Consider the following 25744-nt stretch of genomic DNA (forward strand, 5'->3'; position numbering starts at 1 on the left):
GCGATCTGCAGGGCCTCACTTGCGTCTCGAGGTGTCAGGCGCGGAGCTCGCGCAGCGTGAGCGCCGTGCGCAGGGCCGCGTCCGCCGCCTCCGCGCCCTTGTCCTCCTTGGAGCCGGGCAGGCCCGAGCGCTCGATCCCCTGCTCCTCGTCGTCGAGCGTGAGCACGCCGAAGCCGACCGGCTTGCCCGTGTCGAGCGCGACGCGCGTGAGCCCGTCGGTCGCGGCCGAGGAGACGAACTCGAAGTGCGGCGTGCCGCCTCGGATGATCACGCCCAGCGCGACCACCGCGTCGGCGCCGGCCTCGAGCGCCGCCTTGGCGACGACCGGGAGCTCGAACGACCCCGCCACGCGGATCAGCCGGTGCGTGGCGCCCGCGGCCTCGAGCGTGCGCTGCGCCCCCGCGATGAGCGCCTCCGTGATGGTCTCGTGCCACGTGCCGGCGACGATCACGACCTCCAGACCGGATCCGTCGAGTCCGGTGCGCTCCGGTGCTCCCTTGCCGCTCATCGTGCTCCCCCTTCGTGCATGCGCGCGATCGCGTCGGCCAGCTCGTCCTCGCCGATGATATGACCCATGCGGTCCCGCTTGGTCTCGAGGTACTGGTGGTTGTTCGGGCCGACGCCCACGATCAGCGGCACCTGCTCGACGACGTCGAGCCCGAAGCCGCGCAGCTGGGCGACCTTGTCGGTGTTGTTCGTGAGCAGACGGATCCTCTCGATGCCGAGGTCCGCGAGGATGCCGGCGGCCGCCGCGTAGTCGCGCGCGTCGGCGGGGAGGCCGAGCGCCGTGTTCGCGTCGACCGTGTCGAGGCCCCGCTCCTGCAGCGCGTAGGCGCGCAGCTTGTTGATGAGGCCGATGCCGCGGCCCTCATGGCCGCGCATGTAGATCACCACGCCGCCGTCCTGCTCGATCGCGTCGAGCGCGGCCTCCAGCTGCGGACCGCACTCGCACTTGAGCGAGCCGAACGCCTCGCCCGTCAGGCACTCGGAGTGCACGCGCACGAGCGGCGCATCGGCCGAGAGATCGCCCGACACGACCGCGATGTGGTCGGTGCCGGTCTGGCGGTCCTTGTAGGCGAGGAAGCGGAAGGTGCCGTGCGCGGTGGGCACCGTGGCATCGGCGCGCAGGCTCACCTGGCGCCGGGTCGCGGGGCGCTCGGCGCCGCGCGGGTCGATATCGTCGAGGTGGGCGATCAGCTGCTCGATCGTGATGACCGGGATGCCCTCGTTGCGGCCGAGCTCGATGAGCCCCGGCATCCGCATCATGCTGCCGTCCTCCGCGACCAGCTCGCCGATCACGGCGACCGGCTCCAGGCCGGCCAGGCGCATCAGCTCGACAGAGGCCTCCGTGTGGCCGGCACGGTCGCGCACGCCGCCGGGGACCGCGCGCAGCGGCAGGATGTGACCGGGCCGGATCAGGCTCTGCGCGGTCGAGGCCGGGTCCGCGAGCACGTTCAGGGTGTGCGCGCGGTCGGCGGCGCTGATGCCGGTCGTCACGCCCTCGGCGGCGTCCACGCTCACGGTGTACGCGGTGCCGCGCGCATCCTCGTTCGTCTCCACCATGGGCGGCAGGTCGAGGCGGTCGGCGACCTCGTGCGGCATGGGCGCGCACAGGAAGCCCGACGACCAGCGCACGGCCCACGCGATCCACTCGGGCGTGGCCAGCTGCGCGGAGAGGACGACGTCGCCCTCGTTCTCGCGGTCCTCGTCGTCGGCCACGATCACGGGGCGGCCTGCGCGGAGCGCGTCGAGCGCTTCCTCGATCGTGGCGAGGCTTCCGGGCGCCAGGCCCTCGGCGGTCTCGGCGGTCACTGGGCGCCTCCTTCACGGCGGGTGCCCGCGGCGGGAACCGGGGCGAGGGACGGGTCGAGCACGGAGTAGTCGGCGGCGGGCACCTCGGTGGTCGCGAAGGACCAGGGCGCCCGCTCGGGGGTCGGGGCCGCGGCGCCGAATGCGAGCAGACGCTGCACGTGGCGCGCCAGGATGTCGGTCTCGAGGTTCACGCGCTCGCCGGCGACGCGGTCGCCGAGGGTGGTGGCCGCGAGCGTCTCGGGGATGAGCGACACCTCGAACCACGCGTCGGCGACGCCGGCCGCGCTCACCGCGCTGACGGTGAGCGAGACGCCGTCGACCGCGATCGAGCCCTTGTCGACGACCAGCGGGGCCAGGTGGCCGGGCAGCGCGATCCGCACGACGCGCCACTGCGCGCCGTCGCGCACCTGGCGCACGATGCCGGTGCCGTCGATGTGGCCCTGCACGATGTGGCCGCCGAGGCGGCCGCCGGCCGCCGTCGCGCGCTCGATGTTGACCGGCGTGCCGGGGATGGCGGCGTCGAGCGTCGACATGTCGAGCGTCTGCCGCATCACGTCGGCCGTGAAGCCGTCCTCGGTCCAGCTGACCACGGTCAGGCACACGCCGCTCACGGCGATCGAGTCGCCGTGCGCCACATCGACCACGGCGCCCGGCGCGTGCACCGTGAGGCGCACGCCGTCGCCCGACGGCTCGACGGCCGTGATCCGGCCGATCTCCTCGACGATCCCGGTGAACATCAGCTCTCTCCTTCGGATGTCGCGGCCGGGTCATCCGGATCCGCGAGGTCTTCGCCCTCGGCGACGAACAGCGTGTCGGGGCCCAGCGGGATCCGCTCGATCACCCGCAGACGGTGGGCGCGGTCGATCGACGGCACCCCGACGTCGGTCAGCGCGACGCGCGGCCCGCCCAGCAGCACGGGCGCGACGTACGCCAGCACCCGGTCCGCGAACCCGGCCGCCACGAAGGCGCTCGCCAGGGTGGGGCCGCCCTCGATGAACACGCGGTGCAGGCCCCGGTCCCACAGGTCGTCCAGCACGAAGGCAAGGTCGTGGGTGTCGTAGAACAGCGGCTCGTGCGGATGGCGCCGCAGCGCGGCGTCCGGGGGAGTCTCGCGGGCGCCGATCACGACCGGCACGGGCTGCTCGGGACGCAGCAGGTCGCCGTCGCGCGCGGTCAGCGCGGGGTCGTCGGCCAGCACGGTGCCGGTGCCGACCACGATCGCGTCCGCCTGCGCCCGGCGCACGTGCACGTCGGCGCGAGCCTCGGGACCGGTGATCCACTGGCTGGACCCGTCGGCGGCCGCGGCGCGGCCGTCCAGGCTCTGCGCCCACTTCACGGTGACGTGCGGGCGGCCCAGGCGGGTCGCGGTCAGCCACGGCTCGATGAGTGCGCGCGCCGCGTCGGCCAGTACGCCGGCCTGCACGTCCACGCCGGCGGCCCGCAGCCGCTCCGCGCCTCCGCCCGAGACCTCGCCGGGGTCGTCCAGCGCGTAGACGACGCGGGCGACGCCGGCGCGCAGAAGTGCCTCGGCGCACGGGCCGGTGCGGCCCGTGTGATTGCAGGGCTCCAGAGTGACCACGGCGGTCGCGCCGCGCGCGCCGCCCTCGGGCAGCCGCGAGAGGGCGTCGACCTCGGCGTGCGGGGTGCCGGCGCCGCGGTGCCAGCCCTCGGCGAGCACCTCGCCCGTGGGCGAGAGGATGACCGCGCCGACCTGCGGGTTGCGGCTGCGGGGTCCGCGCAGGGCGAGCTCGAGCGCCCGGGCCATCGCGCTCTGCTCGGCGTCCGAGACCGGCGCGGTCGGGGACTCGAGGGCAGAGCGGGGCTCGTCGGGGCTGTGCGCCATGCGACCCTCCTTCAGAACACCGGGGTCGCGAACGGCGCCGCGGCTCACCGCGATGCGCGTCGTGCTGCCTCCCATCCGGACTCGTGCGACTCTCGTCGCACATCACCGTCGGTCCCGGAATTCCACCGGATCAGCCTGGCGCGTCTGGCGCTTCGGCTCGCGGACTGTCACCGCCGGTTCGGATTCCCACCGACCCCGGAGCACGTGTGCTGCACTCAGATTAGCCGAACGCCTGTGCGCGGGTTTCATTCCCGTGACGCGGGATGACGAGGTGATGCGTCAGCTCACTTGAGCAGTCGGGACAGGCGCCGGTCCGCGAGCACCTTGCCGCCCGTCTGGCAGGTGGGGCAGTACTCGAAGCTGCGGTCCGCCAGGAATACGCTGCGCACGGTGTCGCCGCACACGGGGCACGGCTGGCCCCCGCGCGCGTGGACGCTCATGCCGCGGCGCTTCGCGTCCTTGAGCTCGGCTGGCGGGCGGCCTCGGGCGGCATCGACCGCCGCGGCGAGCGTCTCGCGCAGCGCGGTGTAGAGCCGGTCGACGTCCTCGTCGCCCAGATTCGCCGCCAGCGCGTACGGAGACATCCGGGCCGCGTGCAGGATCTCGTCGGAATACGCGTTGCCGATGCCGGCGACGATCTGCTGGTCGCGCAGGACGCCCTTGATCTGCGTGCGACGCCCCGCCAGCAGCCCGGCGAGAGTGTCGCGTGTGAAGCCGTCGTCCAGCGGATCCGGCCCCAGCTTCGCGATGCCGGGCACCTCCGGGGGATTCCGCACGACGTAGACCGCCAGCGACTTCTTGGTGCCCGCCTCGGTCAGGTCGAAGCCGGAGCCGTCGCCGAAGCCGACGCGCAGCGCGATGGGGGAGCGCCCCGGCTTGATCACGGTGGTCGGCAGCGTCTCGTGCCAGCGCAGCCATCCGGCCTTCGCCAGGTGGAACACGAGGTGGAGGTCGCCGGCGGCGATCCGCACGAACTTGCCGAGCCGGCCCACCTCGGTGACCTCGCGCCCGACGAGCTCGTCCAGCCGCGGGTCGAACGTCTTCAGCGCGGCGATCTGCGTCAGCCGCGCCGAGCTCACCGCCAGCCCGGTCACCCTGCCCCGCAGGAACTCGACCAGTCCCTCGACCTCGGGCATCTCCGGCATGCGCCCATCCTGCCCCGGCCCCGCCGCCCGACACAACGCAGGACTCCAGCGGGATCCCGGGCGTGTCCACGCCGGGCGGGTGCCCGACACGCCGATGGTGGCCAGGAGGTCCTGCGTTGTGTCGGGGCGGCTGCATGCGCACCTCGTCCACAAGCCGTGCCTGGCGGCATCTGTCCCCATCGGCAGGGAGTCCGGCTGCCGGCTGCGGTGCGCCTGCGGAGGATCAGGTTCATGCTCAGGTCATCGGCAGCCTTCGCCGCACCGACGCCCACCGCGGCGGTCGGCTATCAGCAGCTCCGTGCGATGGGCTACAGCAGGAAGACGCTCAAGGCGGCCATCGACAGCGGGCACCTGTTTCACGCCCGCCGCGACGTGTATCTCTGGCGCGGTGCCACGCCGCGGCAGCGTTCCGCGGCACGGATCGGCGGCCGGGTCGACTGCATCTCGCGGCTCGCCGAGCTCGGGATCTTCGTCCTGGACGAGACCGAGCTCCATGTTCAGGTGGCGCCGAACGCATCGCGCCTGCGGAGCTCAGCGGATCGGCGGACGCCCCTCGTCCGAGCACCCTCCACCCACCGTGGACGCGTGCACTGGAGGTGCACCGGTGCCGCGCCGGATGACACGGTGACTCCCTTGGTGGAGGCGCTTGCGCAGGCGTTCGGATGTCAGGGGGTGCGGGCGACGATCGCATCGATCGACAGCGCCCTGCACACGGGAAAGGTGTCTGAGCGCGATCTGGATCTGCTGTTCCAGCTGGCGCCGGAGCGGTATCGAGTCATCCGCGGTCTCATCGACGGCCGTGCCGAGTCCGGCCCGGAGACGTACGCTCGGCTGATCGCCCGCGAGTTCGGTCTGCCGATCGAGCTCCAGAAGCGGATCGACGGCGTCGGTCGGGTCGACCTCGTGGTGGACGGATGGCTGGTCATCGAGTGCGACAGTCGTGAGTTCCACAGCACGTGGGAGGCGCAGCAGGAGGACCATCGCCGCGACATGGCACTCGCCGCGCGGGGCTACGCCCGGATCCGCGTCACGGCGCACCAGCTGTTCACGGAACCGCACGTGCTTCGCGAGGCCATCCGCGGCCTGCTCGCCACCCGCCCCGTGGCGTGAGCCGCCCGCCCGCCGCACTGGGCCGCTGCCCGACACAACGCAGGAGCCCAGCGGGATCCCGGGCGTGTCCCGTCGGTTTCGCGCCCCGACACGCCGACGCGCGTGCGGAGGTCCTGCGTTGTGTCGGCGACGGGCCGCGACCGGGGCGGATGGACGCCGGTCAGACGGACCAGGCCTGCGGGATGCGGGGATCGGTGGCGAGGAGGCCGGCGATCCAGCCGTCCGTGCGGGCGCCGTGCCCCGCCAGGCCGTTGCGGCGGACGCCCTCGAGCTGGAAGCCCAGGGACTGCGCCACGCGCGCCGATCCCGTGTTGCCGACCACCGCGTGCCACTCGAGGCGCTCGAGGCGCATCGGCCCGAACGCGAAATCGACCACCGCGCGGGTCGCCTCGGCCATGTAGCCGCGGCCGCGCGCCTCGGGCGCCAGCCAGTAGCCCAGCTCGGCCGCGCCGTCCTTGATGCGGTGCAGGCCCACCATGCCCACGAGCCCCTCGGCGTCGCGCAGCGCCCAGACGCACTCCGACCCGGCCTCCCACCACTCCGCCACGAGGCGCACGAACGATTCGGCGTCCTCGCGTCGGTACGGCGACGGCACGGTCGTGTAGCGCTGGATCAGCTCGTCCTGGCAGATGCGGTGGATCGCGTCGACGTCGGCCTCGACGGGGGCGGACAGCCTCAGGCGGCCGGTGCGCAGCTCGACCGGCTCACCCACGACGCAGCAGGCCGACGCGCTCGTACACGGTCGCGAGCGTCGCATCGGCGATCTCCGCGGCGCGGTCGGCGTTCACGGCGAGCAGGCGGTCGAGCTCCGCAGGGTCGTCGAGCAGCTCGAGCGCGCGGGCGCGCACGGGCTCGAACTCGGACACCACCACGTCCCGCAGGCCCTTCTTGAAGTCGCCGTAGCCGCGACCCGCGTACTCGTCCTCGATCTCGGCGATCGGACGTCCCGAGAGCGCCGAGTAGATCGTCAGCAGGTTCGAGACGCCGGGCTTCTCGGCGCGGTCGTAGCGCACCGACCCCTCGCTGTCGGTGACCGCGCGCATGATCTTCTTCGCGGTCACGCTCGGCTCGTCCAGCAGCCACAGCACGCCGGCGTGCGACTCGGCCGACTTCGACATCTTCGACGTCGGATCCTGCAGGTCGTAGATGCGCGCGGTCTCGGCCTGGATCACCGGCTTCGGCACCACGAACGTGTCGCCGAAGCGCGAGTTGAAGCGCTCGGCCAGGTCGCGCGTCAGCTCGACGTGCTGCTTCTGGTCGTCGCCGACGGGCACCACATCCGTCTGGTACAGCAGGATGTCCGCCGCCATCAGGATGGGGTACGTGAACAGGCCCACGCTGGTCGCGTCCGCGCCCTGCTTCTGCGACTTGTCCTTGAACTGCGTCATCCGGCCGGCCTCGCCGAAGCCCGTGATGGTCGACAGGATCCACGCCAGCTCGGCGTGCGCGCGCACGTGCGACTGCACGTACAGGGTCGAGCGCGACGGCTCGATCCCCGCCGCGATGTACTGCGCCGCCGTGCGACGGGTCTTCTCCCGCAGGTGCTCCGGGTCCTGCGCCACCGTGATGGCGTGCAGGTCGACGACCGAGAAGAACGCGTCGTACTCCTCCTGCATGCCGCGCCACTGCAGGAGAGCCCCGATGTAGTTGCCGATCTGGAGCGAATCGGCCGAGGGCTGCATTCCGGAGTAGAGGCGCTGCTTGGTCACCCGTTGAGTCTATTTGCTCGCTTCGCTCGCGCCGCGCGCTGATCGATCGCTCGCCCGACGCTCCGCGCCGGGACTCGCGATCGATGACACGTCGCTCCGCTCCGTCCGGGGCGCGCTGGTGGGCCGCTTCGCGGCACGCTCGCTTCGCTCGCACGTGGTCGGAACAGCAGCGTCGGGATCCGGAGCAGGCGTTCTCGGTGTGTCAGCCGACGGTGTAGTCCGCCACCACGGGGGAATGGTCGCTCCAGCGGGTGTCGTAGGACGGGGCGCGGTCGACCCGATAGCCCGAGGCGCGCGGCGCCAGCGCGGGGGAGGCCAGGTGGTAGTCGATGCGCCAGCCCGAGTCGTTGTCGAACGCCTTGCCGCGCATGGACCACCACGAGTACGGGCCGTCGACCTCGCCCGCGGCCGCCCGGCCCACGTCGACCCAGCCGAGACCCGTGGCGCCCGCGCTGAAGGCACGGGTGTCGCTGCGCTCGTAGCCGAGACCACGCCCGATGCCCTCCTGGCCGGTCACGGGCTCGCCCGCGGCGGTCAGGAAGCGGTCGAAGTACGCCCGCTCGCGCGGCAGGAAGCCGGCCTTGGTGACGTTGCCCTTCCAGTTGCGGATGTCGAACGGCCGGTGCCCGACGTTCAGGTCGCCGGTCACGAGGGCGAGACCGCCGTCGGCGGACAGCTCCGGCAGCCGGCGCTCCATCGCGTCGAGGAACGCCCACTTGGGATCCTGCTTCGCCGGGGTCTCTGCCTCACCCGTGGGCACGTATGCGCTGACGACGGTCAGTGTCTCGTCCCCGAACTCGAAGTCGGCCTCGATCCAGCGGCCGTTGGACTCGAGCGCGTCGTCGCCGAGCTCGACGCGCGAGATCGAGCACTCCTCGCGGCTCGCGATCGCGACGCCCGCGCGGCCCTTCTGCAGCGACGCGTCGGCCACGATACGCCACCCCGGCAGCGCCGCCTCGAGGTGCTCGAGCTCGGCGCGCACCTCCTGCAGCGTGATGATGTCGGGCTGCGCGGCCTCGACCCACGCGCCCATCCCGTTGCGGGCGGCGGCCCGGATCCCGTTGACGTTGACAGAGGCGATGCGGACCGAACGAGGCATGCCCTAAACGTAACAAGGACCCCCGACATCACGTCCTGCCGCGGAATCCGTCTCTGCACAGTGGAATAGCATGCGCAGGGTGCGCGGTCTTCGAGGGCAGGGTGGCAAGGCGGGCTCCGTCGCGATCGATGTCGTGACGGGGCTCTACGCGCTCGCGCTCGCCGCGTCGGGAGTCATGCTCACGTTCGTCGCCATTGCGGATGGGCTCTCCCTCGCGGTCATCGCTGCTCTCGGGGCGACTTCCGCGGCGGCGCAGTTCGTCTCGCGCGTCGCGGTCGGGGCGCTGTACCGCGTGGCGACCGATCGTGTGATCATGGCGGGCGCCCTCGGGATGCTTGCGGCTTCGATGGTCCTTGTGCTGGCGGCGCCTGGGGTCACAGGGCTCGTGCTCGCCCAGGTCCTGCAGGGTGTCTCGAGAGCGTGCTTCTGGAGTGGCTCGCAGGTGCATGTGATCCGGATCGCGGCCCGACCCGCTCCGCGAATGGCTCGCAACCAGTTCATCGCCAACGGGCTCGGCGCGCTCGGCCCGATGCTCGCGGGCGCGCTGGCGGACGGTGGCCCGCGATCCGCAGCCGTCCCGATCGCTGTCGTCGCTGTGCTGGGCGCGGGGCTGTGTGCGCTGTTGGCGCCGCTGCCGCTCTTCGAGCGCGTGCCGAAGAGCGCCGACAACCGCATCTGGCGGTACCGCGACGTGAGGGTCGGATCCCTGGGAAGCCTCGCGGCAGGGGGCTTCAATGCGATCCTCGTCACGTTCGTCCCGGTGCTGTTCGACGATGTCGGATGGTCGGAGGCGGATGTGGGGCTGCTGGTCGGCACGGCGAACGGTGGGCTCGTGGTCGGCGCGCTGCTCGGTGGGTGGCTGCCACGCCGTCGCCACACGCCTGCACTCACGGCGATGACCGCGGCCATCGGGTTGGGTGTCGTCGCGCTCGCGGCGGCGGACGCGGCACCCGTCCTGTCGATCGCCGGCGTCGTCGGGGCGGGGATCGCGTCGGGTGTGGTCCTGACGCTCGGGCCGACGGTCGTGGGGGCGGCCGTCCCCGATTCTCAACGCGGTAGTGCCGTCGTGTTCGCGGGCGTCTTCCGTGCGGGCGCGCTCCTGGCCATGCCGCTTCTCGTGACGGCGGTCACGCTCGTCGCGCCGATGGCCATTGCCATGGCTGCGGGCGGGATCGCCGCGGCCGCGCCGGGAGTGCTCGCCGCCCTGATCCGTCCGCGCCGCGGCCGGTGAGCACCGCCGAGCGCGGACGGGGCATAGCGGCGGGGGTTGACACGGTCTCGTTCAATCAGAATCATGTTCTGCAAGACAGAAAGCGATGACGGCGGCGTTGTCGCTCCCTTCACAGACGCGCACAGTGGCGTGCGCGGAGAGGACGTAACGTGAGCATTCACGTCGTCGGAGTCGTCGCGCTGGTCCTGGTGTTCGTACTCGGCACCGTGCGCCCCGTGAACATCGGCATCTTCGCTCTGATCGCGACATTCGCGATCGGCGTCACGATGGCAGGCGAGGATCCGAAGGAGGTGCTGGCCGGCTTCCCCGCGGACATCTTCGTGCTGCTCGTCGGCGTGACATACCTGTTCGGCCTCGCCTCGACCAATGGGACGCTGGAGTGGATCGTCGAACGCGCTGCCCGTGCGTTCGGAGATCGTCCGACACTTGTCCCGTGGCTGATCTTCATCTTCTCGTCGCTGCCCACCATGGCGGGCGCCCTGGGCCCGGCCGGGGTCGCGATGCTCGCGCCGCTGTGCCTTCGGCTCGGCGAGCGCTACGGGCTCAGCCGGCGGATGTCCGCGCTCATGACCATGCACGGATCCTGCGCGGGCAACTTCTCGCCGATCAACGGGCTCGCGATCATCGCACAGCAGGCGGCGGAGAACAACGGCCTGCACGTGTCGGGGACCGCGCTGTTCCTGGGCAACCTCGGGTACAACGTGGCTCTCGCGGTCGTCATCTACTTCGTCTTCGGCGGGCGCACCCTGATGCGCGATGCGCGTGCCCACCGCGTCGCGGTGAGCGAGCGCGTGCTCGTCGCGGTGAGCGAGCGCGTGCTCGTCGCTGCGGACGGCGCGACGATCGGCGCGACGGGCGCGGCGGTCACCGGTGGGACGTCCGCGGGTGGCCCGGCCAAGGGCGGGTTCACGGAGCTGCTCGGGCACCCGAAGACCCCGATCCGCCTCGATCAGGTGGTCACGCTGATCGTCATCATCGGCGTCGCGATCGCCGCGCTCGTGTTCGACTTCGATCTGGGCTTCGTCACGCTGGTGGCAGCGGCCCTGCTGCACTCGATCTTCGCGAACTACTTCGACGGCGCGGACAAGAAGATCGTCTGGTCCGTCGTCCTCCTGATCTGCGGCATCACCACCCTCGTGGGAGCCATGCAGCGCTTCGGCACCGTCGAGTGGATCGGGGGCGGACTCGCCGACATCGGCGCGCCGCTGCTCACGGCGTTCCTGCTGTGCCTCATCGGGGCCGTGACATCGGCGTTCGGCTCGAGTGCCGGGCTGATCGGCGTACTGGTGCCTCTCGCGGTGCCGTTCATCGCCATGGGCGGGATCGATGCCACGTGGGTGCTGGTCGCGCTCGTCATCTCCGCGACGGTGGTGGACGCGATGCCGTTCTCCTCGGTCGGCGCTCTGACGCTGTCGACCGCGCCGGAGGAGGAGCGCCCGAAGCTGTTCCGATTCATGCTCCTGTGGGGCGGGATCATGATCGTCACGGCGCCGGTCTTCACCTGGCTCGCCTTCATCCTCCCGGCGTCGCTGGCATGACCACCGACATGACGATCGCGAAGAGAGGGAACGACTCCATGGGCGAAGTGCGTGAGCAGGTCTCGCTGTCCTCCCGTGTGCTCGCCGCAGCCGGGCACGGGGATCTCGTCTGGGGGCACGCGTCGGCGCGGGATCCCGAGGGCCGCGGCATCTGGATCAAGGCCGCGGGGTGGGGACTGGACGAGATCACGCCGTCGCGCGTGCATCTCGTGGACGACGACGGCCGCCTCGTCGAGGGCGAGGGGCAGCCGCACAGCGAGTGCGCGATCCACTCCGAGGTGATGGCGGCGCGTCCGGACGTGGGGGCCGTCGTGCACACGCATCCGCCCCACGCGGTCGCGCTCGCCGCGACGGGACAGGAGCTGCGGCCGGTGAGCCACGCCGCGAACATGTTCGTTCCGCCCGCCGTGCCGCGCTTCACGCAGACGGCCGACCTCATCCTGACGCGCGAACTCGGCGCGGCGGTGGCGGCGGCGCTGGGCGAGGCGAAGGCGCTGTTCCTCGTGAACCACGGCATCGTCGCTGTCGGCCGGGACATCCGAGAGGCCACCGTGACGGCCGTGCTGCTCGAGCGGGCGTGCGAGCAGCAGATCCTCACGCACGCCGCCGGTGGATGGCCCAGCTGGTCCGCGGCCGAGGAGTCGCTCGCCAAGCGCGGGCACATCTATCACGAGGCCGCGCTCGCGAGCGTGTGGGACTACCTCGTGCGACGGCTGCCGGGAGAAGGAGCGCGCGGATGAGCCTGACCTTCACGATGGCCTGTCAGGCATACGACCGCATGGATCTGCTGCGCCGAGGCGCTGTTCGGCTCGGGGACGCGGAGGTCAACTTCCTCGATCTCCCGGTGGAGGAGACGTTCTTCAGCATGGCGCGGTTCCGCGAGTTCGACATCGCCGAGATGTCGCTGTCGTCCTACACGCTGAGTCTGAGCCGCGGAGCGCCGTTCGTCGCGATCCCCGTGTTCCCTTCGCGTGCGTTCCGGCACAGCGCGATCTACGTGCGCGAGGACTCCGAGATCACCGACGCCGCGCAGCTCGCAGGCCGCGCGGTCGGAGTCCCCGAGTACCAGATCACGGCCGCCGTCTGGATCCGGGGCATCCTCGCGGAGCACCACGGGCTGCCTGTCTCGTCCGTGTCGTACCGCACAGGGGGCCTGGACGAGCCGGGCCGTTACGAGAAGATCGCTCTCGACCTGCCCGACGATGTCTCCGTGACCCCGATCTCCGAAGGCCGGACGCTGTCGCAGATGCTGCTCGACGGCGAAATCGACGCGATCCACAGCGCGCGCAATCCTGGCCCGTACAACGCACCCGGCCATGGCGGCATACGGCGACTGTTCCCGGACACCGAGGCGGTGGAGCGGGACTACTTCGCGCGCACCGGGATCTTCCCGATCATGCACGTCCTGGTGGTGCGCCGCGACGTCTATGAACAGCACCGGTGGCTGCCGCGGGAGCTGATGAAAGCCGCGGAGCTCTCCAAGCGGGTGGGGCTCGCGGGGATCGACGAGACCGCGGCGCTGAGGTTCGCCCTGCCCTGGCTGTGGGCGGAGGTGGAGCGCACGCGCGAGGCACTCGGCGACGACTGGTGGCCGTACGGGCTGGAGGCGAATCGCCACGTGCTGGACACCTTCCTGCGGTACTCACATGAGCAGGGGCTCGCGCCCGAGCGCTATCGCGCCGAGGACCTGTTCGCCCCCGAGACGCTGGAGCGCGTCATTGTCTGAGGTCGGGTGGCTCCAGGGGAAGCGCGCGCTGATCGTCGGAGCAGGGTCGGGGATCGGCAGGGCCGTCGTCGACGCGTACCGCGCGGAGGGGGCGCGGGTCGCGGTCCTGGAGCGGGACCCGGCGAAGGTCGCCGCGCTCCGGAGCGAGCTGCCGGAGGTGCCCGCCGTGCAGGGGGATGCGACGACTCGCGAGGCGAACGAGGCGGCGGTCGCCGCGACCGTGGCCGCGTACGGCGGGCTGGACGTCCTCGTCAGCTGCGTCGGCATCTTCGACTTCTATCGCGGGATCTCGGACATCGACGCGGATCAGATCGACGCCTCGTTCGACGAGATGTTCCGCGTGAACGTGAAGAGCCAACTCCACGCCGTCAAGGCCGCGCTGTCGGCGCTGCGCGAGGCGCGCGGATCGATCCTGCTGACGGAGTCGACATCCGCGTACTACCCGGGGCGCGGCGGCGTGCTGTACGTGCCGAGCAAGTTCGCGGTGCGCGGGCTCGTGACGGCCCTCGGGCACGAGCTGGCGCCGGACATCCGGGTGAACGGCATCGCGCCCGGGGGCACGGTGGGCACGGATCTGCGCGGCGTCGGCAGCCTCGGCCTCGGCGCGCGCAGTCTCGGCGACGTCCCGAACCGCGCGGACGACATCGCCGCGCGAGTCCCGCTGAAGGTCGCGCTGTCCGGCGCGGATCACGCGTGGAGCTACGTGTTCCTCGCGTCCGACCGTGCGCGGGGGATCACGGGGGATGTCATCCACACCGACGGGGGAATGGGGATCAAGGCATGATGCGGGCGGACTTCGCGGCGGAACGGCGGCTCATCGCGGACGCCTGCCGTGTGCTGGCGGGGCGCGGTCTCGCAGATGGCATCCTGGGGCACATCAGCCTGCGCGTGGGCGAGCACATCATGCTCGTGCGGTGCCGCGGCCCGCACGAGCGCGGCCTCGGGTACACCACGCCCGACGACATCCGGCTCGTGGACTTCGAAGGCGAGGCCGCGGCACCAGGTGAGCTCGACGGCTGGTCGGTCCCCAACGAACTGCCTCTGCACGCGGAGGTGCTGCGCCGCCGGCCGGCCGTGGCGGCAGTGGTGCACGCTCACCCGCCTCGCGTCGTGGCGGCCGATCTCGCCGGGATCCGGATCCGTCCTCTCATCGGCGCGTTCGACATCCCCGGCACGCGGCTCGCGGCCGGCGGCGTGCCCGTGTACGCGCGCGGCGTCCTCGTCCGCAACCGGACGTTGGCGGCCGAGATGGCGGACGCGATGGGCGAGCGCCCGCTGGTGGTGCTGCGCGGGCACGGCATCACCAGCGCGGCCGCCGGCGTCGAGCAGGCGGTGCTGCAGGCGATCAGCGTCGACATCCTGGCGGGTCTGTCGCTCGTTGTCGCGTCGGCGGGAGGAGAGATCGTCGATCTTCCCGAGACGGACATGGCCGAGCTGCCGGACCTCGGCACCGGTTTCAACACGGCCACGGCCTGGCGGCATGAGCTCGCCCGGCTGCGGGGCGTCGTCCGCACGGAATGAGCCACCGCGCCGCGCCGAGTGTCCGGAACGCCCGGCCGCGACTCTCCGCGCCGCGCATAGGATTTCTGTCATGAAGAAGAGCGGTACGGTCGACCTCCCGGCGAGCGGCCCCGCGCCGCAGTACCCGATCGAGTCGGTCGACAACGCACTCAAGATCATCCATCTCCTCGGCGCGCGGCCCGAGCTGCGGCTGACCGAGGTGGCGGAGGCACTCGGTGTCGCATCGTCGACCGCGCACCGGCTGCTCGCGATGCTGCAGTATCGCGGGTTCGTGCGCCAGGATGCGGCGTCGAAGACCTATCGGGCCGGCGGGGCGCTCTCGAGCGTGTCGTTCGCGATCCTGCAGCGGTTCGACGTGCGCGAGGCCGTGCGCCCGCTGCTGCGTCGGCTGAACGAGGAGTTCCGCGAGACGGTGCACCTCGCGACGCTCGACGGCGCGCAGGTGCGTTTCATCGACGCCATCGAGAGCCCCCAGGCCGTGCGGGTGGCGTCGCGCCTCGGGCGGACCATGCCCGCCAACTGCACGTCGTCCGGGAAGTCGATGCTCGCGTCGCTGTCGGCCGACGAGCTGCACAGGACGTTCCCCGGTGAGGAGCTCGAGACGCTGACGGAGAAGTCGATCCGACGGCTCCCCGAGCTGGAGCGCGCCTTGGAAGAGGTCCGCCGCCGCGGGTACGCCGTGGGTGACGAGGAGAGCGAGCACGGCGTGTGCTCGGTCGCGGCCGCGTTCCCCGCCGGTGCCCTGCCGATGCGGCTCGCGATCAACGTCTCCGTCCCCGCAAGCCGCATGGACGACACCACGCGCGCCCGCCTCGGCGAGCGGCTCGCGTCGGCGATCGACGAGAGCGCCATCACGGCGCTCTGAGGAGTGCGCGACGCGCAGCCGATCCGTTCAGGAGACGACGGGCGCCGGCGCCCCGGCGGTGATCTCCGTCAGCATCGTCACGAGCGCATCCGCGTCGCCTCGATCGGCCACCGCGCGGCGGGCGGCGATGAGCGCGCGCGGCCAGTTCACGATGACGGCGCCCGACACGCGCGCGCCGTCGGAGTACACGACGGCGAAGCGATCGTGCGCGGGGTCGCCGATCAGCTGCGATTCGGCGGAGCCCGTGCGGCCAACCACCTGAATCTTCCAGTCGTACTGGTCGCTCCAGACGTACTCGACCGGCACATACGCGCGCGCCTCCGCCGGGGAGAGCAGGTTGTGCGCGACGAGACGCGCCTGATCCGCGGCGCTCGTCCAGTGCTCCAGGCGGGTCGAGCCCGACCCGTCCTCATGCTGCCAGCGGCAGACATCGCCGACGACGAACACGTCCGCGGCGCCGATCGCGCGGAGCCGGCCGTCCGTGACGATGCCGTTGTCGACAACGAGCCCGGATCCCTCGAGCCACTCGGTGTTGACGACGGCGCCGATGCCCACGAGCAGCGCGTCAGCGGTGATCCGCTCGCCATCTGAGAGGCGGACCTCGAGCTCCCGGCCGACGCGCTCGACACCGTCGACGCCCGTCCCAAAACGCGTCCGGACCCCCTCGGCGGCGTGCTTGTCGAGGAAGATCCGCCCGACGTCCTCGTTGAGCACGCGGGACATCGGCGCGGGCAGCGGATCGACGATCGTCACGTCGACGCCGGCCTTGCGTGCGGTCGCCGCGACCTCCGCGCCGATGAACCCGCCGCCCACGATCACGAGACGACGGCCCGGCTGCAGCGCGGAACGCAGCGCGTGTGCGTCGGCGGTCGTGCGCAGCACATGGATGCCCGGCCCCTCGCCCCACGGTGACGTGCGCGCGCGGGATCCGGTTGCGATCACCAGTGCGTCGTACGCCAGCCGCTCGCCGTCCTCGAGCAGCAGCTCCTTCGCCGCAGGGTCGAGCCCCGTCGCGGCGACGCCGAAGCGCCAGGACGCGTCGATCGCGGCGAGGTCTTCCTGATCGATCAGCCGGATCGCGCCGAGGTCGTCCGGCGATGTGAGGTAGGCCTTCGACAGGGGCGGCTTGTCGTACGGGTGCGCGACGTCCTCCTTCTCGACCACGACGATCTCGCCGTCGAATCCTCCGGAGCGCAGACCCTGCGCCGTCTTCACACCGCCGACCGAGGCGCCGACGATGACGATCCTGGTCATCCCCGGATCACCTTCAGCGCCGACACCGGGCAGCTGCGGGCCGCCTCCTCGACGCGCGTCAGCTCCGCGTCCGGGACGTCCGTCTGCAGCAGCACGACCACGCCGTCGTCGTCGATGTCGAAGTAGTCCGAGGCGCCGACCACGCAGTTCGCGTAGCCCTGGCAGGCGCCGAGGTCGGCCTTCACAATGGCGGTCATCTCATCACCTCTCACTCCGCCGGCGACTGTGCCGGCTCCGGGAACATGGGCTCGTACGGCGACGCGATCATCGCCGAGAAGGTCTGCGTCGTCTGCCACGTGAGCGCTTCGAGCTCGAGCGGGTCGAGGGCGATCCACTGGCCCGACTTCGGCGACTCGATCAGCAGGCGCGCACCGTTTCGGGTCTCCACGTGCGATACACGGATCTCGCTGAATTCGTTTGCGATCGTCAGCGGCACGCCGATCGTGCGCTCGACGAGCCGCTGATGCGCCTCGTACGCGCGGTGCGCGGCGGCGCGATCGATGTCCTCGCCTTCCCATTCGAGAGTCATAGGAAGATCGCCAGGTTCTGGGTGCGCAGCACCGACTCGTCGATCATGATCACACGTCGCGCCAGCACGTAGCCGTCCTCCGTGCACCGCAGGACGTCCTCGCGCTGCGCGGACAGGATCGACGCGGGATTCGTGTCGCTGCGGCTGCGGAACAGCAGCACGGCGGAGTCGACGATGAGCTCGCCCTCCACGTCGGTCTCGAACGTGCGCACGTTGGTGACGTAGTGCCGCAGGCGGGACGGGGGATCCTCGGTCCACGCGTGCTCGGTGAGAAACCGCGCTACGCGGCGACTCAGGGAGTACTTGTTCTCGTCCCAGTGCGCCATGCCCGGAGAGGTCGTGTAGCCCGCGCCGAGGGCGGTCGTGACCCGCACGGGCATGAGGTAGTGCACATCGTCCGCGATGGTGGCGAGCCAGTCCTCGTACCGCTGGTCGTCGAGCGTGTACGCCTCCTCGACCAGCCAGCGCGACAGCTCGAGGTGCCGCGCGTCCCCGAAGGACAGCGACGGTCCGACCTTGCGGGCCTGCGTCGCGCCCCGATTCAGCACGGACTCCGCGGACAGCTCCGCTCCGACGAACGTCATGCCGTCACTCCTTCCGTGTCCACCGAGCCGTCGCCGGCCGCGGTGCCCGCGTCGCAGGAATCACCGGTCGCGCAGTCGCCCGCCGCGGCGGCGGCCGCCGCCGAGGGCGTCAGTCGCACCCCGCCCAGTCCGATCGGCCGCTGCGGCTCCGGCGCATCCGCCTCCACGTAGTCGGCCCAGCGCTCGAGCAGGTGACGCTGGTTGTACTCGCCGTATCCGACGTGCGCGACGCCGGGCCCCGCCCACTCGTCGTCGCCGAGCGGCTCCACGACGGGGCTGCCGTCCTTCAGCATGCCCATGCGGCTGTTCAGCAGCAGGCGCCTCGCCATCGCGCCCTTGGCGGTGTTCGTCAGCGACACCCAGTTCTCGACGTCGTCCTGCTCGAACATGCCGGTCGAGCCGAAGCACATGAGGTACGCCTTGTAGCTGAGCTCCTTGAACTCCTCGGGCGCATCGGCCGCGACCGCGAACCACGAGTAGACCTCGGTCTCGCACTCGCTGATCGGCACCCAGGTGCGCAGCGAGATGAAGGGGAGCACATCGTCGCCGTCCTCCACCTTGGGCCAGTTGTGCACCAGGCTCATGTTCGGGAAGACGGATGCGGCCGAGATCATGAATCCGTTGTCGCCGATCACATCGAGCTGCTCCTGCGACCAGGTCTGCTTCATCCGCTCGATCATGTCGTCGGGATATCCGACGTAGCGCAGCCGCTCCTCGAGCGTCCCCGGCGGCAGTTTGTAGGTGGTGCCGCCGCCGTTTCCGGCCCAGTACGTGTTGCCGTCCTTGCGCTTCTCGGCCTTCGGCTCGCGGAACAGGCCGATCTCCACGACGGACGTGTGCGTCTGGGGCGTGTGGTACATGTCGCCCGCGAAGTTCTCGGCGCCGATCTTCCAGTTGGCGTTCACGCGCCAGCGTTGCGGGCCCCGCAGCTCGATGCCCGCGGCGGACTGCTTCGTGTAGAAGTCGAGGAAGAACGCGAAGTCGCCGAGGTAGTCGGGGAGACTCGGTGCGTCCGGATCCATGCTGATGAAGATCAACCCGTTGTACGTGTCGAGGTTCGGCGCCGGAAGGAGGCGGGCCCCCTTGCGGCTGAAGCCCTCTTCGCCGCCGTACGCCTCCTGATGGAACGGCAGTCCCACGATCCGGCCGTCGTTGCGGTAGGACCAGCCGTGATAAGGGCAGCGGAAGTGCGAGGCGTTGCCCATCTCCGCACGGCACACCTGCATGCCGCGGTGCAGACACATGTTGAAGTGGGCGCGGATCTCGCCCTTCTCGTCTCGCACCACGATGAACGAGTCGTCCAGCACCTTGCGGACGACGTAATCGCCCGGCTGGGGAATCTCCGACTCGTGGCCGACGAACAGCCACGCGCGGCTGAAGAGGTTCCTGCGTTCGCGTTCGAAGATCTCGGCATCGTTGTAGATGTGCGCGGGCAGCATGCCGTTGCGCACCTCGTCGTAGATGGTGGGGCTTGTCGTCATCGCCAATCCTTCACGGTCATCTGCAGAAACGAAATCTGCTCTGCAGAAACTGTACCGCGAGATCCGGAGAGACACCAGCCCGGGCATGCGAAAGGGCCCGTGGCATCAGCCACGGGCCCTTGACGAGCGAGGAGGCGTCAGGCGTGCAGGATCTTCAGCGCCTTCTTCTGCGCGTCGGTGCCGCGGACGAGCGCCTGCTTCACGTCGGCGATCGCCTTCGTGATCTCGATGCCGCGCGGGCACGCCTCGGTGCAGTTGAAGGTCGTGCGGCAGCGCCACACGCCCTCCTTGTCGTTCAGGATGTCCAGGCGCACGTCGCCCGCGTCGTCGCGCGAGTCGAAGATGAAGCGGTGCGCGTTGACGATCGCTGCGGGGCCGAAGTACTGGCCGTCCGTCCAGAACACGGGGCACGACGAGGTGCACGCGGCGCACAGGATGCACTTGGTGGTGTCGTCGAAGATCGCGCGGTCGGACACGGACTGCACGCGCTCCTTGCCCTTCTCGGGCACCGAGTTCGCCTGCAGGAAGGGCTGGACCTCGCGGTAGGCCGCGAAGAACGGGTCCATGTCGACGATGAGGTCCTTCTCGAGCGGCAGGCCCTTGATCGCCTCGACGTAGATCGGCTTCGAGATGTCGAGGTCCTTGATCAGCGTCTTGCAGGCGAGGCGGTTGCGGCCGTTGATGCGCATGGCGTCCGAGCCGCAGATGCCGTGGGCGCACGAGCGGCGGAACGCGAGCGATCCGTCCTGGTCCCACTTGATGCGGTGCAGGGCGTCGAGCACGCGGTCGGTCGAGTACATCTCGACGTCGTAGTCCACCCAGCGCGGCTCGCTGTCGACCTCGGGGTCGAAGCGGCGGATGATGAACGTGACGAGATACGACTGGATGCCGGAGTCGTTCGACTCGGCGGGCGCGGGAGCGGCGGTGTCCTCGGTCACGACGGCGGCGGCCATCAGTACTTCCTCTCCAGGGGCGGGTAGACGAACTCGCCCTTCTCGTTCTTGGTGAATACGACCGGCTTCCAGTCCAGCTTGATGTGGTCCTCGGGGTTCGACGAGTGCGGGTCGCCCGTGAGGTACGCCATCGTGTGCTTCATGTACTGCTCGTCGTCGCGCGCCTGGTAGTCCTCGCGCATGTGGCCGCCGCGGCTCTCGCGGCGGTTGCGGGCCGCGTAGGCGACGATCTCGGCGATGTCGAGCAGGAAGCCCAGCTCCACGGCCTCGAGCAGGTCGGTGTTGTACCGCTTGCCCTTGTCGTCCACGTAGATGTTGCGGTAGCGGTCGCGCAGCTCCGCGATCGTGCCCAGGACGTCCGTCAGGCTCTCCTCGGTGCGGAACACCTGGGCCTTGTCGTCCATCTCCTCCTGCAGCTTCTTGCGGATGTCGGAGATGCGCTCGGTGCCCTTGGCGGAGCGGATGCCCTCGATCATGTCGCGGACGCCCGCGGCGGGGTCCGCGGGCAGCGGCACGAAGTCGGCGCTCTTCACGTACTCGACTGCGTTGCGTCCGGCGCGCTTGCCGAACACGTTGATGTCGAGCAGCGAGTTGGTGCCGAGGCGGTTGGCGCCGTGCACCGACACGCAGGCGCACTCGCCGGCGGCGTACAGGCCGGGGACGACGGTCTCGTTGTCGGCCAGCACCTCGGCGTCGTTGTTGGTCGGGATGCCGCCCATCGCGTAGTGCGCGGTCGGCATCACGGGCACCGGCTCGACGACCGGGTCGATGCCGAGGTACGTGCGCGCGAACTCCGTGATGTCCGGGAGCTTGGTCTCGAGCACCTCGGCGCCCAGGTGCGTGCAGTCGAGCAGCACGTAGTCCTTGTTGGGGCCTGCGCCGCGGCCCTCGCGGACCTCCTGCACCATGCAGCGCGCGACGATGTCGCGCGGCGCGAGGTCCTTGATCGTGGGGGCGTAGCGCTCCATGAAGCGCTCACCGGAGGCGTTGCGCAGGATGGCGCCCTCGCCGCGGGCGCCCTCGGTGAGCAGGATGCCCAGGCCCGCCAGGCCGGTCGGGTGGAACTGGAAGAACTCGACGTCCTCGAGCGGCAGGCCCTTGCGCCACACGATGCCGACGCCGTCGCCCGTGAGGGTGTGCGCGTTGGACGTGGTCTTGAAGATCTTCCCGAAGCCGCCGGTCGCGAAGATGACGGCCTTCGAGTGGAAGACGTGCAGGTCGCCCGTGGCCAGCTCGTACGCGACGACGCCCGCGATCTGCGTCTTCCCGTCGGCGTCCTTCACCGTGATGAGGTCGAGCGCGTAGAACTCGTTGAAGAAGTTGATGCCGAGCTTGACGCAGTTCTGGAACAGCGTCTGCAGGATCATGTGCCCCGTGCGGTCGGCGGCGTAGCACGCGCGGCGCACCGGGCTCTTGCCGTGCTCGGCGGTGTGGCCGCCGAAGCGGCGCTGGTCGATCTTGCCGTCGGGCGTCCGGTTGAACGGCAGACCCATGTTCTCGAGGTCGATGACCGCGTCGATGGCCTCCTTGGCGAGGATCTCCGCGGCGTCCTGGTCGACGAGGTAGTCGCCGCCCTTGACCGTGTCGAAGGTGTGCCACTCCCACGAGTCCTCCTCGACGTTCGCGAGCGCCGCGGCCATGCCGCCCTGCGCCGCGCCCGTGTGCGAGCGGGTGGGGTAGAGCTTCGTGATCACGGCGGTCTTCGCGCCGGGGCCGGCCTCGATCGCCGCGCGCATGCCAGCGCCGCCGGCGCCCACGATGACGATGTCGAACTGGTGGTAGTGGACGCCGTCGCGCACGACGGACTCGCTGGTCTGCGTTGCCATATCCCTTATTCGTTCTTCCGTCAGGCCTGCGCCTGGCACATGTCCCACAGCGTGCTGTCGGGCGTGACGCCCAGGCACGGGTCGAACGTGAACACCACGAGCGTGCCGAGCACGATCATCACGGCGGCGGCGATCCAGATGACCCACACCAGCGCCGAGCGGACCTTCGCGTTGTGCACGTAGTCGTTCACGATCGTGCGCATGCCGTTCGCGCCGTGGATGAACGCCAGCCACAGCATCAGGACGTCCCACCACTGCCAGAACGGCGAGGCGAACTTGCCGGCGACGAACGCGAAGTTCAGCGCGTGCACGCCGCCCTCGGGGGCGACGAGGTTCACGAAGAGGTGTCCGAAGATCAGCACGACCAGCAGCACGCCCGAGACGCGCATGTAGATCCAGCCCCACTTCTCGAGGTTCACGCCCTTGTTGCGGGGGGCGCTGTGCGGCGCGCGGGGCGCGGCCAGGGTGTCGGCGGTCATCAGTGGCCCCCTCCGATGTGCGAGAACGTGTTGATCAGCTGGCGGGGCACGAAGCCGGCCATCACGACGACCCAGACGGCGATGACGCCCCAGAAGAGCTGGCGCTGGTACTGCGCGCCGCGCGCCCAGAAGTCGACCAGGATGATGCGCAGGCCGTTGAAGGCGTGGAACGCGATCGCGCCGACGAGGGCAATCTCGCCGAGGCCCATGATCGGGTGCTTGTAGGTGCCGATCACCGCGTCGTACGCCTCGGGGGAGACCCGGATGAGCGCGGTGTCGAGCACGTGCACGAGCAGGAAGAAGAAGATGGCCACGCCGGTGATGCGGTGGAGCACCCAGGACCACATGCCCTCACGGCCGCGGTAGAGGGTGCCCCGGGGGACCCTCGAGGTGGTCTCCGCCACCGACAATGTCAGACGCGTAGGAGCGGACACGTCGTTCCTCCCTGATCGTTGCGAGGTCGTCGCCCGGATGGCGCGCGGGGCGGGCCGTAGGCACCCCAACTCTATTGCGGCGCGCGCGGTTCCGCGATGAAGGCGAACCTAACTCTCTCGACGTCGAGAGAAATGGGAACCGGTAGCGTGGAAGCCATGCCTGCTGAGATCGAGGACTTCTACGCCGTCATCCCCGCAGGGGGAGTCGGCTCGCGCCTGTGGCCCCTGTCCCGCGCCGAGGCGCCCAAGTTCCTTCACGACCTCACCGGTTCGGGAGTGTCGCTGCTGCGGAACACGTGGGACCGTCTGCTGCCGCTGACCGGACCGGACCGCATCGCGGTCGTCACGGGCAGCGCGCACGAGTCCCGCGTGGAGGAGGAGCTCCCGGAGATCCCGCTGGCGAACGTCTTCATCGAGGCGTCGCCGCGCGAGTCGGCCGCGGCCATCGGCCTCGCCGCCGCCATCCTGGAGCAGCGCGAGCCCGGCGTGATCATCGGCTCCTTCGCCGCCGACCACCACATCACGCGGCAGCGCGCGTTCGAGTTCTCGGTGCAGCAGGCCGTCGCGGCCGCGCGCGCGGGCTACATCTGCACGATCGGCATCGCGCCGAGCGAGGCGTCGGTCGGCTTCGGCTACATCAAGAAGGGCGACGAGATCGACGTCGACGGCGCGCCGATGGCGGCCATCGTGGAGAGCTTCGTGGAGAAGCCCGACCTCGAGACCGCGCGCCGCTACTACGCGGACCGCAACTACCTGTGGAACGCGGGCATGTTCATCTCGCGGGCCGACGTCCTGCTGGAGGAGCTCGCCGCGAACGAGCCCGAGCTGCACGCCGGCCTGCTCGAGATCGCGCGGGCGTGGGACACCGATCGCCGCGCCGAGGTGTGCGACCGGGTCTGGCCCGGGCTGAAGAAGATCGCGATCGACTACGCGGTCGCCGAGCCGGCCGCGGCCAAGGGTCGCCTGGCGGTCATCCCCGGCCACTTCGACTGGGACGACGTGGGGGACTTCGCGAGCCTGGCGAAGCTCATCTCCGGCGGCCGGCCGGACACGATGTCGATCCTCGGTCAGAACGACAAGGTGCTGGTCGACGAGTCCACGGGGCTGGTCGTCTCGCAGACCAACCGCGTGATCGCGGTCGTCGGCGTCGAGGGGCTGATCGTGGTGGACACGGACGACGCCCTCCTCGTCACGACGAGCGAGCACGCGCAGCGCGTGAAGAGCGTCGTGGGCCGCCTGCACGAGGACGGACGCGACAGCGTCCTCTGACCCGCGGACGCCGGCGTGAGCGCGCCGCGCGAGGCGGTTTTGTAACTATCGCGTTTCGGGGCCCTGCTCTGGGCGGAATGCTCGGTCGACGTTATGTAGCGTGAGCGTATCGCCCCGCGCCCATGCGGGGCCGCATAGCGCCCCCGCACGTCCGGGGCCGACGTTCTTCATGGAGGACAGTGTGATCAGGACCACCCGGAAGGCCGCGCTCGCCGGCCTCGCGATCGCCGGCACGGCGATCCTGCTCGCCGGCTGCGGCGCGGCGCCCGAGGAGGAGACCCCCGGCGGCTCGGCCGCTCCGGAGCCCGCCGACGACTTCATCCCCTGCCTCATCTCGGACGAGGGTGGCTGGAACGACCGCTCCTTCAACCAGTCGGCCAAGGAGGGCATGGACCGCATCGCGGAGGAGCTCGGCGTCGAGGCCCAGGAGATGGAGTCGACCAGCGCGAACGACTACGCGCCGAACCTCGAGACGCTCGTCTCGAACGGCTGCTCGCTGATCATCTCCGTCGGCTTCAACCTGGCCGCCGCGACCGTGGAGTCGGCGAACGCCAACCCCGAGGTCGACTACGCGATCATCGACGACTACGCGGACACCGACTTCGACGGCACCACCGACGCGCCGAACATCAAGCCGCTCGTCTTCAACACGGCCGAGGCCGCGTACCTGGGCGGCTACGCCGCGGCGGCGTGGTCGGCCGAGAGCGGTGTGAACAAGGTCGGCACCTTCGGCGGCATGCAGATCCCGTCGGTCGCCGTGTTCATGGACGGCTTCCAGCTCGGCGTCGAGAAGTACAACGAGGACAAGGGCGCCGCGGTCGAGGTCGTGGGCTGGGACGCCGAGGCGCAGAGCGGCTCGTTCACGGGCGGCTTCGAGGCCAACGACGTCGCGCGCCAGACCGCGCAGGGCATCCTCGACCAGGGCGTCGACGTGATCCTGCCCGTCGGCGGCCCCATCTACACCAGCGCCGCGGCCGCCATCCGCGACGGCGGCCAGGACGTGCTGCTCATGGGTGTGGACAGCGACCTCGCGGTCAAGGACCCGGACCTCGCGGACATCACGCTCGTGTCGATCATGAAGGCGATCGACCAGGCCGTGTACGACGCCACCAAGGCGGCCGCCGCGGGCGAGTTCGACCCGGCCCCCTACATCGGCACGCTGGAGAACGGCGGCGTCGCGCTGTCGAGCTTCCACGACTTCGAGGCCGAGCTGCCCGAGGGCACGCTCGACGAGATCGCCGCCCTGCAGGAGGCGATCATCGCCGGCGAGATCACGGTCGAGTCGGAGAACTCGCCGTAAGCCTCAGCACGCCGCACGCGGGGCGATCGGACCTGG

Annotated in this window: 27 protein-coding genes; 10 read left to right on the forward strand and 17 right to left on the reverse strand. The window is 70.6% G+C overall.

Annotated elements, in window-relative coordinates:
• Positions 1–34: 34 nt before the first annotated feature.
• The 5 genes from ribH to B5M43_RS06340 all read right to left on the reverse strand — a co-directional run bounded on the left by ribH (position 35) and on the right by B5M43_RS06340 (position 4800).
• The gene (ribH, locus tag B5M43_RS06320) at positions 35–508 is read right to left on the reverse strand and encodes a 6,7-dimethyl-8-ribityllumazine synthase (RefSeq protein WP_055990474.1); all 474 of its coding nucleotides are present in this window, start codon (positions 506–508) and stop codon (positions 35–37) included.
• Positions 505–1812: a GTP cyclohydrolase II gene (ribA, locus tag B5M43_RS06325; protein ID WP_230667724.1), complete on the reverse strand. Its 1308-nt coding sequence runs from the start codon at positions 1810–1812 to the stop codon at positions 505–507. Before ribA ends, ribH begins: the two co-directional genes overlap by 4 nt.
• Positions 1809–2549, reverse strand: coding sequence for a riboflavin synthase (locus B5M43_RS06330; RefSeq protein ID WP_134745441.1), 741 nt, complete (start codon positions 2547–2549; stop codon positions 1809–1811). Before B5M43_RS06330 ends, ribA begins: the two co-directional genes overlap by 4 nt.
• The gene (ribD, locus tag B5M43_RS06335; RefSeq protein WP_055990703.1) at positions 2549–3655 is read right to left on the reverse strand and encodes a bifunctional diaminohydroxyphosphoribosylaminopyrimidine deaminase/5-amino-6-(5-phosphoribosylamino)uracil reductase RibD; all 1107 of its coding nucleotides are present in this window, start codon (positions 3653–3655) and stop codon (positions 2549–2551) included. The genes B5M43_RS06330 and ribD overlap by 1 nt, the downstream gene beginning before the upstream one ends.
• Before the next feature lie 284 nt (positions 3656–3939).
• Positions 3940–4800 carry an Fpg/Nei family DNA glycosylase gene (locus B5M43_RS06340; RefSeq protein WP_134745440.1) on the reverse strand — a complete coding sequence of 287 codons (861 nt, stop codon included), beginning with the start codon at positions 4798–4800 and terminating at the stop codon, positions 3940–3942.
• Positions 4801–5031: 231 nt separating this feature from the next.
• Between B5M43_RS06340 and B5M43_RS06345 the strand changes: the two genes are divergently transcribed.
• Entirely contained in the window at positions 5032–5910 is an 879-nt protein-coding gene (locus tag B5M43_RS06345; RefSeq protein WP_134745439.1) for an endonuclease domain-containing protein, read from the forward strand.
• Positions 5911–6070: 160 nt separating this feature from the next.
• On the opposite strand, the gene B5M43_RS06350 is transcribed toward B5M43_RS06345, so the two are convergent.
• The 3 genes from B5M43_RS06350 to B5M43_RS06360 all read right to left on the reverse strand — a co-directional run bounded on the left by B5M43_RS06350 (position 6071) and on the right by B5M43_RS06360 (position 8718).
• Positions 6071–6622 (reverse strand): GNAT family N-acetyltransferase, encoded by a 552-nt coding sequence (locus B5M43_RS06350; RefSeq protein ID WP_374198155.1) that lies wholly within the window; start codon positions 6620–6622, stop codon positions 6071–6073.
• A complete protein-coding gene (gene trpS / locus B5M43_RS06355; RefSeq protein WP_134745437.1) occupies positions 6615–7619 on the reverse strand; it encodes a tryptophan--tRNA ligase in 1005 nt (334 codons plus the stop codon). The genes B5M43_RS06350 and trpS overlap by 8 nt, the downstream gene beginning before the upstream one ends.
• 202 nt (positions 7620–7821) lie before the next feature.
• Entirely contained in the window at positions 7822–8718 is an 897-nt protein-coding gene (locus B5M43_RS06360; RefSeq protein WP_055990462.1) for an exodeoxyribonuclease III, read from the reverse strand.
• Between the two features lie 70 nt (positions 8719–8788).
• On the opposite strand from B5M43_RS06360, the gene B5M43_RS06365 reads away from it, so the two are divergent.
• From B5M43_RS06365 to B5M43_RS06395, 7 genes are all read left to right on the forward strand, one after another.
• On the forward strand, positions 8789–9949 hold the full coding sequence (locus B5M43_RS06365; protein ID WP_134745436.1) for an MFS transporter: 1161 nt from the start codon (positions 8789–8791) through the stop codon (positions 9947–9949).
• 149 nt (positions 9950–10098) lie between these two features.
• The gene (locus B5M43_RS06370; RefSeq protein ID WP_134745435.1) at positions 10099–11487 is read left to right on the forward strand and encodes an SLC13 family permease; all 1389 of its coding nucleotides are present in this window, start codon (positions 10099–10101) and stop codon (positions 11485–11487) included.
• A gap of 38 nt (positions 11488–11525) precedes the next feature.
• Positions 11526–12227, forward strand: a complete 702-nt coding sequence (locus B5M43_RS06375) for a class II aldolase/adducin family protein (RefSeq protein WP_055990697.1) — start codon at positions 11526–11528, stop codon at positions 12225–12227.
• Complete coding sequence (locus tag B5M43_RS06380; protein WP_134745434.1) at positions 12224–13213, forward strand: ABC transporter substrate-binding protein; 990 nt, start codon at positions 12224–12226, stop codon at positions 13211–13213. Before B5M43_RS06375 ends, B5M43_RS06380 begins: the two co-directional genes overlap by 4 nt.
• On the forward strand, positions 13206–13997 hold the full coding sequence (hcaB, locus tag B5M43_RS06385) for a 3-(cis-5,6-dihydroxycyclohexa-1,3-dien-1-yl)propanoate dehydrogenase (RefSeq protein ID WP_055990451.1): 792 nt from the start codon (positions 13206–13208) through the stop codon (positions 13995–13997). The genes B5M43_RS06380 and hcaB overlap by 8 nt, the downstream gene beginning before the upstream one ends.
• A complete protein-coding gene (locus B5M43_RS06390) occupies positions 13994–14734 on the forward strand; it encodes a class II aldolase/adducin family protein (protein WP_230667726.1) in 741 nt (246 codons plus the stop codon). Before hcaB ends, B5M43_RS06390 begins: the two co-directional genes overlap by 4 nt.
• A gap of 70 nt (positions 14735–14804) precedes the next feature.
• Positions 14805–15599 (forward strand): IclR family transcriptional regulator, encoded by a 795-nt coding sequence (locus B5M43_RS06395; protein ID WP_055990449.1) that lies wholly within the window; start codon positions 14805–14807, stop codon positions 15597–15599.
• Between the two features lie 27 nt (positions 15600–15626).
• Here the strand turns inward: B5M43_RS06395 and B5M43_RS06400 are convergent, their stop codons facing one another.
• From B5M43_RS06400 to sdhC, 9 genes are all read right to left on the reverse strand, one after another.
• Positions 15627–16853 carry an NAD(P)/FAD-dependent oxidoreductase gene (locus B5M43_RS06400; RefSeq protein WP_134745433.1) on the reverse strand — a complete coding sequence of 409 codons (1227 nt, stop codon included), beginning with the start codon at positions 16851–16853 and terminating at the stop codon, positions 15627–15629.
• Entirely contained in the window at positions 16850–17050 is a 201-nt protein-coding gene (locus B5M43_RS06405) for a ferredoxin (RefSeq protein ID WP_055990443.1), read from the reverse strand. Before B5M43_RS06405 ends, B5M43_RS06400 begins: the two co-directional genes overlap by 4 nt.
• An 11-nt stretch (positions 17051–17061) precedes the next feature.
• On the reverse strand, positions 17062–17382 hold the full coding sequence (locus B5M43_RS06410) for a hypothetical protein (protein ID WP_055990440.1): 321 nt from the start codon (positions 17380–17382) through the stop codon (positions 17062–17064).
• Positions 17379–17966, reverse strand: a complete 588-nt coding sequence (locus B5M43_RS06415) for a 3-phenylpropionate/cinnamic acid dioxygenase subunit beta (RefSeq protein WP_055990437.1) — start codon at positions 17964–17966, stop codon at positions 17379–17381. The genes B5M43_RS06410 and B5M43_RS06415 overlap by 4 nt, the downstream gene beginning before the upstream one ends.
• The gene (locus B5M43_RS06420; RefSeq protein ID WP_134745432.1) at positions 17963–19447 is read right to left on the reverse strand and encodes a Rieske 2Fe-2S domain-containing protein; all 1485 of its coding nucleotides are present in this window, start codon (positions 19445–19447) and stop codon (positions 17963–17965) included. Before B5M43_RS06420 ends, B5M43_RS06415 begins: the two co-directional genes overlap by 4 nt.
• Positions 19448–19584: 137 nt before the next feature.
• The gene (locus B5M43_RS06425) at positions 19585–20400 is read right to left on the reverse strand and encodes a succinate dehydrogenase iron-sulfur subunit (protein ID WP_134745431.1); all 816 of its coding nucleotides are present in this window, start codon (positions 20398–20400) and stop codon (positions 19585–19587) included.
• Positions 20400–22226 carry a succinate dehydrogenase flavoprotein subunit gene (gene sdhA, locus B5M43_RS06430; protein WP_055990431.1) on the reverse strand — a complete coding sequence of 609 codons (1827 nt, stop codon included), beginning with the start codon at positions 22224–22226 and terminating at the stop codon, positions 20400–20402. Before sdhA ends, B5M43_RS06425 begins: the two co-directional genes overlap by 1 nt.
• A 20-nt stretch (positions 22227–22246) precedes the next feature.
• Positions 22247–22705: a succinate dehydrogenase, hydrophobic membrane anchor protein gene (gene sdhD, locus B5M43_RS06435; RefSeq protein WP_055990428.1), complete on the reverse strand. Its 459-nt coding sequence runs from the start codon at positions 22703–22705 to the stop codon at positions 22247–22249.
• Positions 22705–23139, reverse strand: a complete 435-nt coding sequence (sdhC, locus tag B5M43_RS06440) for a succinate dehydrogenase, cytochrome b556 subunit (protein WP_082543041.1) — start codon at positions 23137–23139, stop codon at positions 22705–22707. The genes sdhD and sdhC overlap by 1 nt, the downstream gene beginning before the upstream one ends.
• 156 nt (positions 23140–23295) lie before the next feature.
• On the opposite strand from sdhC, the gene B5M43_RS06445 reads away from it, so the two are divergent.
• Together B5M43_RS06445 and B5M43_RS06450 are read left to right on the forward strand one after the other, a co-directional pair.
• Positions 23296–24408: a mannose-1-phosphate guanylyltransferase gene (locus B5M43_RS06445; RefSeq protein WP_134745430.1), complete on the forward strand. Its 1113-nt coding sequence runs from the start codon at positions 23296–23298 to the stop codon at positions 24406–24408.
• A 184-nt stretch (positions 24409–24592) separates the two neighbouring features.
• Positions 24593–25708, forward strand: coding sequence for a BMP family protein (locus B5M43_RS06450; protein ID WP_374198156.1), 1116 nt, complete (start codon positions 24593–24595; stop codon positions 25706–25708).
• Positions 25709–25744: the final 36 nt, after the last annotated feature.

It is taken from the genome of Microbacterium sp. MEC084 (assembly GCF_004514465.2).
In the GTDB taxonomy this organism is placed as follows: domain Bacteria; phylum Actinomycetota; class Actinomycetes; order Actinomycetales; family Microbacteriaceae; genus Microbacterium.